The 14,579-nt window shown below is 33.0% G+C and carries 14 protein-coding genes and 1 pseudogene; 12 read left to right on the forward strand and 3 right to left on the reverse strand.

Features of this window, described 5'->3' with window-relative positions:
* The first annotated feature begins 13 nt into the window (after window positions 1-13).
* The 5 genes from PQF83_RS00450 to aceA all read left to right on the forward strand — a co-directional run bounded on the left by PQF83_RS00450 (window position 14) and on the right by aceA (window position 5,835).
* On the forward strand, window positions 14-685 hold the full coding sequence (locus PQF83_RS00450; RefSeq protein WP_001208790.1) for an S-layer homology domain-containing protein: 672 nt from the start codon (window positions 14-16) through the stop codon (window positions 683-685).
* Between the two features lie 411 nt (window positions 686-1,096).
* The gene (locus PQF83_RS00455) at window positions 1,097-1,756 is read left to right on the forward strand and encodes an S-layer homology domain-containing protein (protein WP_000739931.1); all 660 of its coding nucleotides are present in this window, start codon (window positions 1,097-1,099) and stop codon (window positions 1,754-1,756) included.
* A gap of 339 nt (window positions 1,757-2,095) precedes the next feature.
* Entirely contained in the window at window positions 2,096-2,755 is a 660-nt protein-coding gene (locus tag PQF83_RS00460) for an S-layer homology domain-containing protein (RefSeq protein WP_000726287.1), read from the forward strand.
* A gap of 189 nt (window positions 2,756-2,944) precedes the next feature.
* Window positions 2,945-4,534 (forward strand): malate synthase A, encoded by a 1,590-nt coding sequence (gene aceB / locus PQF83_RS00465; RefSeq protein WP_000107307.1) that lies wholly within the window; start codon window positions 2,945-2,947, stop codon window positions 4,532-4,534.
* A gap of 23 nt (window positions 4,535-4,557) precedes the next feature.
* Window positions 4,558-5,835 carry an isocitrate lyase gene (gene aceA / locus PQF83_RS00470; RefSeq protein ID WP_000787354.1) on the forward strand — a complete coding sequence of 426 codons (1,278 nt, stop codon included), beginning with the start codon at window positions 4,558-4,560 and terminating at the stop codon, window positions 5,833-5,835.
* A gap of 183 nt (window positions 5,836-6,018) precedes the next feature.
* Here the strand turns inward: aceA and PQF83_RS00475 are convergent.
* Window positions 6,019-6,141 (reverse strand): annotated as a pseudogene (locus PQF83_RS00475) (aminoglycoside phosphotransferase); the annotation flags it as partial.
* A gap of 336 nt (window positions 6,142-6,477) precedes the next feature.
* On the opposite strand from PQF83_RS00475, the gene cspA reads away from it, so the two are divergent.
* Window positions 6,478-6,681, forward strand: a complete 204-nt coding sequence (gene cspA, locus PQF83_RS00480) for an RNA chaperone/antiterminator CspA (protein WP_000301522.1) — start codon at window positions 6,478-6,480, stop codon at window positions 6,679-6,681.
* A 200-nt stretch (window positions 6,682-6,881) separates the two neighbouring features.
* Here the strand turns inward: cspA and PQF83_RS00485 are convergent, their stop codons facing one another.
* Both PQF83_RS00485 and PQF83_RS00490 read right to left on the reverse strand, forming a co-directional pair.
* Complete coding sequence (locus PQF83_RS00485) at window positions 6,882-7,085, reverse strand: hypothetical protein (protein ID WP_000412673.1); 204 nt, start codon at window positions 7,083-7,085, stop codon at window positions 6,882-6,884.
* 307 nt (window positions 7,086-7,392) lie between these two features.
* The gene (locus PQF83_RS00490; RefSeq protein ID WP_000659565.1) at window positions 7,393-7,578 is read right to left on the reverse strand and encodes a hypothetical protein; all 186 of its coding nucleotides are present in this window, start codon (window positions 7,576-7,578) and stop codon (window positions 7,393-7,395) included.
* A 284-nt stretch (window positions 7,579-7,862) separates the two neighbouring features.
* On the opposite strand from PQF83_RS00490, the gene PQF83_RS00495 reads away from it, so the two are divergent.
* The 6 genes from PQF83_RS00495 to lepB all read left to right on the forward strand — a co-directional run bounded on the left by PQF83_RS00495 (window position 7,863) and on the right by lepB (window position 14,477).
* Window positions 7,863-8,444, forward strand: coding sequence for a competence protein ComK (locus PQF83_RS00495; protein ID WP_000444431.1), 582 nt, complete (start codon window positions 7,863-7,865; stop codon window positions 8,442-8,444).
* Between the two features lie 375 nt (window positions 8,445-8,819).
* A complete protein-coding gene (locus tag PQF83_RS00500) occupies window positions 8,820-11,105 on the forward strand; it encodes a sensor histidine kinase (protein ID WP_000789329.1) in 2,286 nt (761 codons plus the stop codon).
* Window positions 11,106-11,149: 44 nt separating this feature from the next.
* Window positions 11,150-11,809, forward strand: a complete 660-nt coding sequence (locus PQF83_RS00505; protein ID WP_000573661.1) for a response regulator transcription factor — start codon at window positions 11,150-11,152, stop codon at window positions 11,807-11,809.
* A 269-nt stretch (window positions 11,810-12,078) separates the two neighbouring features.
* Window positions 12,079-12,660 carry a hypothetical protein gene (locus tag PQF83_RS00510; RefSeq protein ID WP_000727686.1) on the forward strand — a complete coding sequence of 194 codons (582 nt, stop codon included), beginning with the start codon at window positions 12,079-12,081 and terminating at the stop codon, window positions 12,658-12,660.
* A gap of 603 nt (window positions 12,661-13,263) precedes the next feature.
* Entirely contained in the window at window positions 13,264-13,857 is a 594-nt protein-coding gene (locus tag PQF83_RS00515) for a TVP38/TMEM64 family protein (protein WP_000347516.1), read from the forward strand.
* A 56-nt stretch (window positions 13,858-13,913) separates the two neighbouring features.
* Window positions 13,914-14,477, forward strand: coding sequence for a signal peptidase I (gene lepB / locus PQF83_RS00520; RefSeq protein WP_000751900.1), 564 nt, complete (start codon window positions 13,914-13,916; stop codon window positions 14,475-14,477).
* The last annotated feature ends 102 nt before the right edge of the window (window positions 14,478-14,579 follow it).

Here is a 14,579-nt window from a genome sequence, read left to right on the forward strand (position 1 = left end):
AAGGAAAAGGTAGATGAGAGAGATGAAAAAGCTAGTAAAGATAGCGACATCGTTAACACTAATGGGAGGAATATTTGTAGGTGCAAATGGTGTGTCTGCAAATACAGATGTCGTCCAAAAATCTAGTCCTGATATTATGATAAAGTTTGATGATGTAACAACAGATCATTGGGCGTATGATGAAATTACAAATTTAGTATATCATCGCATTATGTATGGCTATGGAAATGGTAAGTTTGGGACAGAAGATCATATAACACGTGAACAAGCGGCAGCAGTATTGTACCGCGCACTTCATGTAAAAAGAAGTGCGACTATTGGAAATCCATATGGAGATATTAGTACGAAATCAACCATGTTCCCTTACGAAATTTTACACTTAACAAAGATTGGCATTTTTAAAGGCGACGAAAATGGAAATTTCCGTCCGAAAGATACACTGACTCGTGCAGAATTAGCACAAATTTTAACGAAAGCATATGAGTTGAAAACAAAGCATCCGCATACATTTACAGATATACCAGAAAATCATTGGGCAAGGGATGCAATTAGCGCATTGCAGTCTAATAAAGTAGCGGTAGGAACGGGAGATGGCAAGTTCCAGCCTGAAATGCTCGTTACACGCGGACAATTTGCGAAGTTTTTACAACGATCAATTGATAATTCTCCAGGGAAAATGGAATAGATAGAGAGAAAGCTCATAATGTGTAGAAGAGGTATCTTCCGCTCATTATGAGCTTTTATTAATAGAGAGGTTACTATTGTCGTATGTTGTAGGTAAGTCGATATAATTGCATTTTTTGTCTAGAAAATGAACTCTTAAAACGTGAAGGATTTCTTTTGAAAAAAGTAGAATATTTATATTATAGAAACACCTTTACATGAATACAGGAAAGAAAATTAGTTTGCGTACAATTCGGTATAAAAATTGAAATTGAGAGCGAATTGGCTCTCCTTTAGTAGTGATTTTCACAATAATAGATTTTTTAAATGTAATATATTGCATAAATGGTGCAAAGGCAACATATGTAATATTGGAAAGGATTTCAGTCTATTATTTTCCGTTTTTTAAAATGGAGGTAAAGGGGAGAGGGCAATGAAGAAGAACATGTTACGTATAATGGCAACGATGACTATTATGGGCGGCTTGTTTGTAAGTACGAATGTTCCCAACGTAAAAGCAGAAGAATATCCAGAAATGATTGTGTTTGATGATGTTCCAGTAAACTACTGGGCATATGACGATATAATGGATGTAGTATACAATAAAGTAATGTTAGGGTATGGAAATGGTAAGTTTGGTGTAGGTGATAATGTAAAGAGAGAACAAGTAGCAGCAGTGCTGTATCGTACATTGAATTTGAAAAGGGAAGGACCTTTAAAAAATCCATACAAAGATATTTCTGAGAGAGCAACAATGTTTTTAGATGAAATTTTAGTATTAACAGAGCATGGTATTTTTAAAGGTGATGAAAAAGGAAACTTTAGACCAACTGCACCAGTAACACGCGCAGAAATGGCACAAATTCTTACGAATGCATTTACATTTGAGGTGAAGAAGAACCATACATTTAAAGATGTACCAAATAATCATTGGGCAAAAAATGCGATTAGTGCACTACAGTCTAATCATGTCATAGTAGGAACAGGAAATGGGCAATTTGAACCGAATAAAGTTGTAACACGTGAGCAATATGCAACGTTTTTAAATAGAGCTGTTTTTTATTTTCCAGTAAAAGATGAAGATTATGAATGAAAGTTAAAGTATAAGGACGTTTAAATTATATTGATATAATATATATTAAGAAAAAAGCGCGGGAATTCCACGCTTTTTTCTTATTTAAAATTATTTGTAATTATATTGATTTTCTATTCGTAATTTAATTTTCCAACTTTAGTGGATAAGAAGAGATTGAATAAAGTGACTTTTTATTGTTTAAATATACGTTTTAGTAACTTTATTGTTAATCAAGTGTAAATAAAAGCATATGAAATATAGTTCATAAATTAGACAAAAATCACATGGAAATTATATTGTTACGCTTCCATTAATTCTTTATATTAGAAAAAAATATGTTTTTAGGGAGAGAATACTGTGAAGAAAAAGTTTTTAAAAGTAGCAACAGCTTTAACAATTATGGGTGGAGTGGCATTTAGTGCTGAAGGGACAATAGCAAAAGCTGAATTAGCTGCAAAGCCACAACAAGCAAGTCAGGCATTCTTTAAAGATGTACCAGCAGGACATTGGTCTTATGAAGCAATTCAAACTTTAGCAGAACAAGAAATTATGCTTGGTTATGGAAATGGTGTGTTCGGTTTTGGACATAACGTAACACGTGAACAAGTAGCCGCTTTAATTTATCGCACAATGGATTTCAGTGAAGTATTCGAGGAAGGCGATATTCTTGAAAATCCATATAAAGATATTAATGAAAGATCAACAATGTTCTTAGAAGAAATTTTAGTATTAACAGAATTGGGTATCTTTAATGGTGATGGAACTGGAAACTTTAGACCGAAAGATACATTAACACGTGCAGAAATGGCACAAGTGCTTACAGTAGCATATGAGTTAGAAGTAAAAGAAACAAAAGGATTTAAAGATGTACCAAAAGGACATTGGGCAGAAAATGCGATTAATGCAGTAGGTTCAAATGGTATTTCGGTAGGAGATGGAAAGGGTAACTTTGCTCCAAACATGAAAGTAACACGTGAACAATATGCGCAATTCTTATTTAAAACAATTTTTGAATAAATAATAGAACAAGAAGCTGGTGTTGTATAACACTGGCTTCTTTTTTATGTGTAATACCGGTGGAAGAATACAGTTTTACAAAAAAACAATTAAATTTTCAAAAAAAACTTCCTTTTCTGAAGATTTGTTATATAATATAAAACATAAAATCAAATCTGTTATAAAACAGTTTAAGAAGGGGATGCTAATATGTCGACGCAAACTTCACGGGTTACATTGCCCGGAGAAATGTTGCCAGCGTACAACGAAATATTGACACCTGAGGCGCTTAGTTTTTTGAAGGAACTACATGGAAATTTCAATGAGCGCCGCATAGAACTTTTACAAAAGCGTGCGGAGAAACAAAAGAGGATTGATGCAGGGGAGTTTCCGAAGTTTTTAGAAGAAACGAAGCACATACGTGAAGCTGATTGGACAATTGCTAAATTGCCAAAAGATTTAGAGGATCGCCGCGTAGAGATTACTGGCCCAGTAGATAGAAAGATGGTTATTAACGCTTTAAATTCAGGAGCACATCTTTTTATGGCGGATTTTGAAGATTCGAATTCACCAACTTGGGAAAATGCGATTGAAGGTCAAATAAACTTACGAGATGCAGTAAAGGGAACGATTTCACATAAAAATGAAAACGGAAAAGAATATCGTTTAAATAGTAAAACAGCAGTATTAATTGTGCGTCCAAGAGGATGGCATTTAGAAGAAAAACATATGCAAGTTGACGGAAAGAATATGTCTGGTAGCTTAGTAGATTTTGGACTTTATTTTTTCCATAATGCGAAAGCTCTTTTAGCAAAAGGCAGCGGTCCATACTTTTACTTACCGAAAATGGAGAGCCATTTAGAAGCAAGGTTATGGAATGATGTTTTCGTATTTGCTCAAAAATATATCGGTATTCCAAACGGAACGATTAAAGCCACGGTGTTACTGGAAACGATTCACGCTTCGTTTGAAATGGATGAAATTTTGTATGAGCTTAAAGATCATTCTGCTGGATTAAATTGCGGAAGATGGGATTATATTTTTAGTTTTCTAAAGGGTTTCCGTAATCATAATGAATTTTTACTTCCAGATAGAGCGCAAGTCACGATGACGGCGCCGTTTATGCGCGCGTATTCTTTGAAAGTCATTCAAACGTGTCACCGTCGTAATGCACCAGCTATTGGAGGAATGGCAGCACAAATTCCGATTAAAAACAATCCAAAAGCAAATGAAGCTGCTTTTGAAAAAGTGCGTGCTGATAAGGAGCGCGAAGCTTTAGACGGTCATGACGGGACTTGGGTTGCCCACCCGGGACTTGTGCCAGTCGCGATGGAAGTATTTAATCACATTATGAAAACGCCGAATCAAATTTTTAGAAAACGTGAAGAAATACATGTTACAGAAAAGGATTTATTAGAAGTACCAGTGGGAACGATTACAGAAGAGGGTCTTCGTATGAATATTAGCGTAGGCATTCAATATATCGCATCTTGGTTAAGCGGACGGGGAGCAGCACCAATTTATAACTTAATGGAAGATGCGGCAACAGCGGAAATTTCTAGGGCACAAGTATGGCAATGGATTCGCCATGAAGGTGGAAAATTAAATGATGGCCGTAATATTACACTTGAATTAATGGAAGAGCTAAAAGAAGAAGAGTTAGCAAAAATAGAAAGAGAGATTGGTAAAGAAGCCTTTAAGAAAGGGAGATTCCAAGAGGCGACAACGTTATTTACAAATCTCGTTCGGAATGATGAATTCGTACCATTTTTAACATTACCGGGTTATGAAATTTTATAAAAAATGAAAAGGGGATGGAACAAATGAAAAACGAAAGAATCGAGAAATTACAAGAGAGCTGGGAGTTAGATACGCGCTGGAAAGGGATCACACGTCCATATTCGGCAGAAGATGTAATTCGCCTGCGCGGGTCAATTGATATCGAGCATACATTAGCGCGCCGCGGTGCTGAAAAGCTTTGGGCGTCGCTTCATACAGAAGATTACATTAACGCACTTGGCGCATTAACAGGAAACCAAGCGATGCAACAAGTAAAAGCTGGGTTAAAAGCAATTTATTTAAGTGGATGGCAAGTAGCAGCAGATGCAAACCTGTCTGGACATATGTATCCAGACCAAAGTTTATATCCAGCAAACAGCGTACCTGCTGTCGTAAAACGAATTAATCAAACACTTCAACGTGCGGATCAAATTCAGCATATGGAAGGAAGCGGTGATACAGATTATTTCGTACCAATTGTAGCAGATGCAGAAGCTGGATTTGGCGGACAATTAAACGTATTTGAATTGATGAAAGGTATGATTGAAGCGGGTGCATCAGGTGTGCACTTTGAAGATCAATTATCTTCAGAGAAAAAATGCGGTCATTTAGGGGGAAAAGTATTACTACCAACGCAAACAGCGGTACGTAATTTAATTTCGGCACGCCTTGCTGCAGATGTAATGGGTGTACCGACAATTATCGTTGCAAGAACTGATGCGGATGCAGCTGATTTAATTACGAGCGATATTGATCCGGTTGATAAGGCGTTTATTACAGGAGAAAGAACACCAGAAGGATTTTACCGTACGAAAGCAGGTCTTGACCAAGCGATTGCACGTGGTTTAGCATACGCTCCTTATGCAGACCTCGTTTGGTGTGAAACATCTGAACCAAATTTAGAAGATGCAAAACGATTTGCGGACGCAATTCATAAAGAGCATCCAGGGAAATTGCTTGCATACAATTGTTCACCTTCATTTAACTGGAAACAAAAACTAGATGAGAAAACAATTGCGAGCTTCCAAAAAGAAATCGCATCTTACGGTTATAAGTTCCAGTTCGTAACACTTGCTGGATTCCACTCATTAAACTACGGCATGTTCGAATTAGCACGCGGCTATAAAGAGCGCGGCATGGCAGCATACTCTGAACTACAACAAGCAGAATTCGCAGCAGAAAAACACGGCTACTCTGCAACTCGCCATCAACGAGAAGTAGGAACAGGTTACTTTGATGAAGTAGCACAAGTGATTACAGGTGGTACTTCATCAACGACAGCATTAAAAGGATCTACAGAAGAAGCACAATTTACGAAATAAAAGGAAGGGGCCCCTTTTTGAAGGGTGCCCCTTATTATTTTTCGCACGATTCGAGAGTAAATAAAAATATATCGACGATTTTCTCGATATATCTATCATAACTTAAAATATATCAACGATTTTTCCAATATATCGACGATTCGACAAAGGATATCGACTTACCGACAAAAAAAGACAATATGATCAAATCCACTCAGCTCCATGATCACGAATAAACTTCATATCTTTTTCATAATGCTCTAAATGTCCTTCATCAATCATTCTTTGGAAATTTACGTCGCCTTCGTTTGCTTTTCTTTTCATATAAATGTTGTCAGATTACATTTTAACACTTAGAAAAAGGAATAAAGTGGCATTCGAAAGATTTGTTTATTTTTATTCAAATAAGATATTGATAATTGCATACGTGATTTAATTTGTCAGTTATTTTCAAAAAAGATTGTACATTTTATTTTAATGTGCTATGATAATGTCAGTTGAATAGTTAAATTAAGCAATCCATATATTATCAAGTGCTGAAAACGAACGAGAAAAAGTATGTGAGAACTAGTTTATGTTTCGTATTTGATAATGTGTGGATTCTTTTTTTAGATAGGAAAACTAAAAAATTAAAAAAATGTATTTTCTTAGGAGGAAATAATTATGGCAGTAACAGGACAAGTAAAATGGTTTAACAACGAAAAAGGCTTCGGTTTCATCGAAGTTCCAGGCGAAAACGACGTATTCGTACACTTCTCTGCAATCGAAACTGAAGGTTTCAAATCTCTAGAAGAAGGTCAAAAAGTTAGCTTCGAAATCGAAGAAGGTAACCGTGGACCTCAAGCTAAAAACGTAATCAAACTATAATTTTATAGTTGATGATGGAAAAAAGGATGGCTAATGCCATCCTTTTTTTTAGGTTGTGGAGAAAGTTTTCCCAGAGCCTGTTTTTATATCTAAATCTCTTTTTCTATGTTACAACGGGTGAAAAATTATCTGGAATGCGTATTAGTTTCTGTAGAAGAATTAGTTCAGCAAGAGCATTTGCTGCGTATGATAGTAAATAACTATAAATTTGTATTCTCTGTTGAAATGGGGAAATCTTTTCCAGATAGACCTTGAGTATCATCTTTTTTGTTAGCATTGTTATTAGAATTTTGTTCGTCTTGAGATAATGTTTCTAACATTTGTTCTTGCTCCTTACTAGGGGTATTCAGAGCATCTGATGGGACGCTATTAATCTGTTGGCTTAATAGACTTTTTTTCTCCATATTATACAGCTCCTTTTTGGAATTAGATAAAAAACGAATGTAATCATAAATAATCACTTACATATTTTGTGTTTTGAAGTGGAATTATATACAAAACTTATATTGCAGATTTAACGAGTTAAAAAGTTGCTAGTGATTTATAAAGGTGAAGTTCTTAATAAAAATGGGTAACACGTACAAGTACTTTTTAACGTAGTGGATAATTTTTTATATGTAATAATATTAGAAAATAAAGGGGATACAGGGACACTCGGAAGAAATTATGAATATGAAGAAGAGTAAAAGGTTTTCCAAAATAGAAAGCCTTTTACTCTTCTTTTTCAACTTTTTTCTTCGCGCTTTTCTTACATTCAGAGCATTTCGATTTACGAAAAGGCTTTGCAAAAAATAATAGAATGAAAAATAAAGCGAATATAATGCTAGCTGAGTTGTTCACGATCACAATGCTGCTATTTTTCATGTGAATCGTTGGTTGCATTTCTTTTTCTTTCATAGTGGACCTCCATATATTGGATTTTTATTTTAATTATAGCAAAGTTAATTGTCTTAATGATGCGAAATGAGGAAGTAGTTGTAAATATTTATAGGTAGTATAAATAGATTTTGTATAGGTTTATTATTATAAAAATAATATATTTTTATTTTATAATTTAAAAGGTATTTGACAAATAATAAAGTATTGTAAAAAAGCGGAATCTGTAAGCCATTTCCTTTTCATAGATGCTAAAATTATACATGCAGCTGCTAATATAAATAGAAAAAAGGAGATAGTGGAATATGGAAAGTAAAGTAGAACGCTACGTCGAAAACTATGTTGTAAATAAAAATACAATGGCCTTACTTCCTGTAATTCTCAGTGAAAAGAAAATTGTTACGCGAGTTGTTGAAGTGCAAGACTCTTTTTTCGTATTTCAAAAACCTCTAGATATTATAGAAAGAAGTTGTCGCAAGCATGGTTCTAGTTTCTTAGGCAGAAAAGAAGGAACGAAAGAGTTAACTCACATTACACATAAAGCACCAATTGCAATTAGTCCGACCGATCAACTTTATTTTTTCCCTACCTATTCGTATTCTAGAAAAGAGTGCGCGTGGTTATCTCATTTTTATATTGAAAGCAATAAAGAATTAAAAGATGGAAACCTTATTATCCGATTTATAAATGGCTTTGCTGTGAAGTTAGAGATATCGAAAACTAGTTTTGAAAATCAACAAAATCGTACTGCGAAATTGCGAACGGAGTATGAAGATCGTAGGAAAAAACAAGGGAATCCTTGCTTTAAAGAGGTTGATCAAAGGGATGAATCAACATTAAGACCAGCTTATGAGAGAGTGTATGTTGTTAGAGAAGAGGATGTGTAAAAGGATTTTAGAAGTAGTTTAAAATGTAGTATGGGGTCTTTTAATATATGCGTCTTTCCGAAAAAAGCATTTCGGAAAGACGCATATATTTTTCGGGAGAATATATATATATTTATAATATAATATTAAAAGAGATTATATCGATTTCAAATTATAGAATTAAAAAATAGAAAGTGGGTATTAATTATGAAAAAAGTTAATTATAATTTATATTTCAAGTATATGACTTCTAGCTTTGTTGTATTAGTAGTGGCGCTGCCTACACTGCGTAATATGTTATGGCCATAAACAAATGCAGTTCTGAAAAGGAGTTATATTGATAGCTCCTTTTTTTGTTGTATACTCGGCAAGATTTCTTATTCTGGGAGGGTTTTGATGAAAAATATCCATAGTTATAAAAAAGAAATAAATTTTATACTTATTTCTTTTTTATTGGTAGTTTATTTTTCGACTATTATTGTTAAATATCCAATGCTGGGAATTGAAGTAGAGAAGATAGATGGAAATTATCAAATAGTAGATTTGGATGATGATAAATGGGCTGCAAAACAAGGAATTAAGAGGGGAGATATTATAAAGAATTTAGATAGAGAACCCCCGGAATTCAATTCATCTGTAAACATGTTTTCTAGAGTGGAAAAGGTACAAACTATTCATGTTCAACAAGGTGAAACTGAAAGGAAATATAATGTAATGTATGAAAAGGGTGATAAACAATTTACATATCATTTGTTTATGCCGTTGTTATATTACTTAATATTTATTAGTAGTTGTCTATTTATAATAATTTATAACGGTAGAAAAAATAATAATTGGTCTAACTACTTGTTGCAATTCCTTACATTGTTTAGCCTGACATATATTAGCTCAATTGCCTATGGGAGAATGGATGTATTAGGTATGATTGTTATGTCAAGTAGCTTCAATTACTCCCTAGTGTTATTCCTATTATTTTTAAATGCGTATTTTAACAATAGGAATGAGTGGATTATCAATGCTAAAACCCTTAATTTTCTGCAAAAAACTGTAATTATTCTATTAATATCAACGAATGCACTGCGGTTTTTTTATAATAGATTAGGTTCATTAATAAACGGAATTACCTTTTTAATATTGTTATTTACTATAATGTTTCTCTTAGTGCGCTTTATTTTTCGGAATAAACAAAATGTAAAATTGGAGTTTATTAAAGCTATTATTATTAGTTTTTTGATTTCTTTAATACCGTTTATATTCTTTTTTGTTATTCCCAGCTTATTTTTAGGGAAAGAATTAATAGAATTTGAAATATCTATAATATTTTTCTTATTCATCCCAACTTATTTTTTTTATTTATTGATTTCAAGGGATTTATTTGATGTGAATTTTATCATTAGTAGACTTAAATATTACTTATTTATATCATTGATTGTTTCAGGATTAATATTGATAATGGAAATAATTGTTTTTGACAAGAAGTTTGAGTTGGAAAATGTATTAGATTTTATTCAAGTAAATATTGTTACTTTTATTTTTATTATTGTGAGTTATTATTTTAAAGACTATTTAGATTTTAAGTTTCGTAAGATCTTATATGATCATAAGAAAATTTATTCAAATAGTTTAAATAGATTTCTTCATCAAGTGAAAAGTGAGTACAAACAATCTGATTTAATAAAAGTAATTAAACGAGAGTTTATAGACGTATTAGCAATAAAGGAAATAATTTTTCTACAAATTAATAATGTCAACCAAGAGATAGAACCTATTGAGGGAAAAGTGTCGCTAAATTATGAGGTGTTAAAAAAAGTAAAGTGGTGCGAATTCACAGTAGGATCCGTGATATGGATAGAAGGATATTTTATCGTTGTGGTTTCAGATTTAAATGCAAGTAAAGTAGTATTAATTTGTGATAGAGAGAGTTTAAGTATTGACGAAATTTTATGGTTGGAAACAATTTCAAATTATATCCATTTGCAATTTGAAGCTACTAAAAAGTTAGAAGATTTTATGGATGAAATATCTCGTGAAAATTCAGAAAAAGAGTATGTCAATCGATTTGCTCGTTTATCTTTAATGATAAGTGAAAAGGAACGAGGGGATTTGTCTCGGGATATTCACGATGGCGTTTTACAAGATCAGTTACGTTTGTATCGAAAAATGGAAGGATATAAAGAATTATTTGTAGATGAAAAAGTAGTAGAAGTATTAAATGAAATCAAGGAGGAATTAATGGATCAAATATATATTGTTCGAGAAACATGCAACAATTTAAGACCTCCATTTCTAAAGGAGTTAGGTTTGCAACAATCACTTCAGCGATTGTTTAAAAAGATAAGTTTTGAGGCGAATTTTCATTTGAATTATGACATTCAAGAAAAGTTTAATATGAGAAATTTAGAGTATGAAAATGCTATATATAGAATTATACAAGAGTTGTTAAATAACGCATTAAAGCATTCGCAAGCTTCTGTTGTATATCTATATGTGTTCGAGGAAGCGGAATCGATTTATCTTGTATATAAAGATGACGGTATCGGAATGAAAACAAGTGCATTAACTGAATCCTATACAACCATGGGAATATCAGGGGTTGTTACTAGGGTGAAAAGCTTAAATGGAGAAATAAAAATAAACTCGAATATAGGTCAAGGATTAGAGATAGATATTAAATTTAATTAAAGACTATATGTGATTTGCAAAAAATTGTTAATAGGAGTATGAAAATGATAGAGGTTCTTATTATAGATGACCATATGGCTGTTGGAATGGGAACAAAGGCACTCATAGAAACAGAAGATATTTGTGCAGATGTTTTGTTTGACAGTGCTGAATATTTAAGTTGTATTACTAAAAAAAAATATGATGTTTATTTAGTGGATTTATTTATGCCTAATTTAAATGGGTTGGAAGTTACAAAGGGGATTTTAAAGCATGATCCGGATGCTGCTATAATAATTTATACAGGTTTTGACATAGAGCCGCATTTCAATCTACTTCTAGAAAATAATATTTCTGGAATTATCAGTAAGACGGCGTCTAAAGAACAGATGATAACTACGATTCGTTGCGCTAAACGAAAAGAAGTGGTTATTCCATTAGGCTTATTTAGGCAATTGCGAATTCAGCAGTTTTCAGCAAAATCATTGTTACAATCTGAAAAAACAAATGAACTTCCTATTACTTTAACTCAAAGAGAGCGAGAGATTTTAATTTTTGTACAGCAAGGAATGACTAATAAAAATATTGCACTAACGTTGAATTTAAGCCAACGTTCTATAGAATATACGTTAACGGAATTATTTAATAAGTTAAGAGTATCTTCTAGAGTAGAGGCTGTAGAGAAAGCAAAATCTCTTGGGATATTATCTAAAATTAATTTGTAATATATGTAATAAAAGATCAAAAATTTAGTTTGTTGAAATAACCTTCAATCACTTCTTTTTCTTTTTTACAAATTCACTCTTTTATTCCCTTTATTATGATGTAGAAAAGTAAATTTGTCTTTTTCCGAAAACTGTATTTCGGAAAAAGACAAGAAACTCTTCGTATGAAACTTGCATTGTTTTTAATATAGTTATGTATAGAAACCAAGATAAAGTAACTTGGTACATATTAAAAACGACGTTATGTCAGTTTAATTGGGGGAATTGTGATGAAAAAGAAACTATTTAAAGGTACAGCGTTAATGCTGTCAGCTGCAATTTTAGGTGGAAGTCTAGCAAATACAACTTCTGTAAGTGCGGCAGAAATTAATCCACCAACTTATTCATTAGAAGAGAAGGCTGAAATGGACAAAGCATTTAAGGTGTTAAGTGTTATTGAATCAATTCCTGATAGTGTATTAGCGGAAGGTAGTGATTCTGTAAATCAGTGGATGGCGGAAAATAATTATGATGGTTTATTCCAAGTTATGGATGCTGTCGAAAATGATGAAGCTGTAGCATATGGGGTAGCAGGTTGTGTTTCAGCTGTCGGGATTGCAGTGCTTTCTAATGTATTCTCAATTACTAAGCTTACAAAAATTAAAAGTGCATTACAAGCGCTAGGTGGGGCAAAAACATTTGTGAATAAATTGATTCCAGCATATAATGCTGCTAGAGCTAGTGGACAAAGTAAAAAAGCAGCTGCAACTTCTGCAGTGAAAAAAGCAGCAAGTGCAGCGGGACCAGAAGCTAAACAAGCGTTGCTAGAGTTCTTTGCTTTAGGAAGTATTTATTCTGCTTGTTTTGAATAATGATATAGGAGTGAAATATGACTATTATCAGTACGATTTTCTTCTTTAGTTTTTCAGTATTTTTTGTAATTCGTTACTTAAAATTAAAAAAGACATACGATTTATTAATGATATTTGTAAGCTTGTATGCAGGGATTATGAGTGTGGAATTAATAAGTTTAAGTACAACGGTATCATATGTTTTAGATACCATAGTTATTGTTCTAGTAATAATTTCTGTAATTCTTTTTCTTAAAGATAAAAAGAATTATTAAATTTTATTATTAAAATTATATTGAAGTTCAAAAAGAGTTTGACCCAAAAGTAGCTGAATAGCTACTCGGGTCAAACTCTTTTTTATTTATAGGGTGTATTGTTGATATAAAATAGCATTATGCACAGCAAATTTATTTTTGAAAAATACTGATTGTCACTATGTATATCATTCCTTTCTAAATATTGTCGAATATTGATAGATTATCATAGCATAATAATGAAGGAATTCTCATGAAAGATATGGAAACTTAATAATTACATCTCCATATGTCGTATCTACCATTTCCTCTTTCATATAGGCAATGATACAGTAGAGGTAGTACTTAGAGTAAAGGGGTAAAGTGTAGAATGGATTTTCAGACGATCAAAGAGTATTTTTCACCAGAAAATATGGATCATATTGTTGAAAGCTATAAAGCGTTCGGACCACTTCTTGGTATTGGGCTACCGATGATAGAGGCGCTAATTCCAGCATTGCCACTTATCGTATTTGTACTGGCGAATGCTGTTGCATTTGGATTTTGGCTCGGTTTTCTTTATTCTTGGCTTGGATCAGTAATGGGTGCCTTACTTGTCTTTTTCATAATCCGCCATTTTGGCCGAAGTCGTTTCTTTTCTTTTGTAAATAAGCATGAGAAAGTACGAAAGGCAATGGGGTGGATTGAAAGGAAAGGGTTCGCACCGATTTTCGTCATATTTTGTTTTCCGTTTACACCATCTGCGCTTATAAATGTTGTTGCTGGTCTATCTCGCATTAGTGTAAAACAGTTTGGCCTTGCGCTCGCGTTCGGAAAGCTTGTGATGATTTTTATTTTAACGTATATCGGTCATGATTTAATGTCATTTATTCATAATCCGGTGAAATCAGTCATTGTAGCAATTGGTATTTTTATTTTATGGTATGTCGGTAAGAAAATCGAAGTAAAGTTAGAACTACATTAAGAATAGTCTTCTTTGTAAAGGAAAGCTTCATTATTAAAGGATAAGGGGAGAAGCGGATGAAGAAAACTTTGAAAAAAGAAGGCATAGAGTGGATACGAACAATTTTAATTGGTGTATTATTAGCTGTATTTTTTCGAACGTTTTTCTTTTCAACGTACGTTGTAGAGGGGAAATCAATGATGCCGACATTGCAAGATGGCAATATGCTCGTTGTAAATAAGGTGAGTTATCAAGTGGGGGACTTGAATAGGTTTGATGTTGTTGTATTTCATGCGAACAAAAAAGAGGACTACGTAAAACGAATTATCGGTTTACCTGGGGATCATATTGAATATAAGCATGATAAACTATATATAAACGGACAATTCGTGGATGAACCTTATCTAGAGAAATATAAGAAAGAGATAAATGGACGACAACTAACAGGTGACTTTACGCTAGAAGAGTTAACGAAGGAAAAAACGGTGCCACCTGGATATATTTTTGTAGTAGGTGATAACCGCCTCGGGAGCTGGGATAGTAGACATTTTGGTTTTGTAAAAGCTGATACAGTTGTCGGTAAAGTTGATTTACGATATTGGCCAATTCAAGAGGTGCAAACGAATTTTTCAAAAGGTTGATATAATAGGTAGAAGTATAGAAAAAGACAAACTACTCCGTTTGTCTTTTTTCGTGTCCTATAATACAATTATAGTAGCAAACTAACGTTCGTTATGTAAGTG

This window comes from Bacillus sp. FF-1 (genome assembly GCF_028548245.1).
GTDB classification, from domain to species: Bacteria; Bacillota; Bacilli; order Bacillales; family Bacillaceae_G; genus Bacillus_A; species Bacillus_A paranthracis.

Bases quoted from the DNA above. Each gene is read 5' to 3' on its own strand.
- PQF83_RS00450 (WP_001208790.1), top strand. From the start codon at position 14: ATGAGAGAGATGAAAAAGCTAGTAAAGATAGCGACATCGTTAACACTA.
- PQF83_RS00455 (WP_000739931.1), top strand. From the start codon at position 1,097: ATGAAGAAGAACATGTTACGTATAATGGCAACGATGACTATTATGGGC.
- aceB (WP_000107307.1), top strand. From the start codon at position 2,945: ATGTCGACGCAAACTTCACGGGTTACATTGCCCGGAGAAATGTTGCCA.
- aceA (WP_000787354.1), top strand. From the start codon at position 4,558: ATGAAAAACGAAAGAATCGAGAAATTACAAGAGAGCTGGGAGTTAGAT.
- cspA (WP_000301522.1), top strand. From the start codon at position 6,478: ATGGCAGTAACAGGACAAGTAAAATGGTTTAACAACGAAAAAGGCTTC.
- PQF83_RS00485 (WP_000412673.1), bottom strand. From the start codon at position 7,085: ATGGAGAAAAAAAGTCTATTAAGCCAACAGATTAATAGCGTCCCATCA.
- PQF83_RS00490 (WP_000659565.1), bottom strand. From the start codon at position 7,578: ATGAAAGAAAAAGAAATGCAACCAACGATTCACATGAAAAATAGCAGC.
- PQF83_RS00495 (WP_000444431.1), top strand. From the start codon at position 7,863: ATGGAAAGTAAAGTAGAACGCTACGTCGAAAACTATGTTGTAAATAAA.
- PQF83_RS00500 (WP_000789329.1), top strand. From the start codon at position 8,820: ATGAAAAATATCCATAGTTATAAAAAAGAAATAAATTTTATACTTATT.
- PQF83_RS00505 (WP_000573661.1), top strand. From the start codon at position 11,150: ATGATAGAGGTTCTTATTATAGATGACCATATGGCTGTTGGAATGGGA.
- PQF83_RS00510 (WP_000727686.1), top strand. From the start codon at position 12,079: ATGAAAAAGAAACTATTTAAAGGTACAGCGTTAATGCTGTCAGCTGCA.
- PQF83_RS00515 (WP_000347516.1), top strand. From the start codon at position 13,264: ATGGATTTTCAGACGATCAAAGAGTATTTTTCACCAGAAAATATGGAT.
- lepB (WP_000751900.1), top strand. From the start codon at position 13,914: ATGAAGAAAACTTTGAAAAAAGAAGGCATAGAGTGGATACGAACAATT.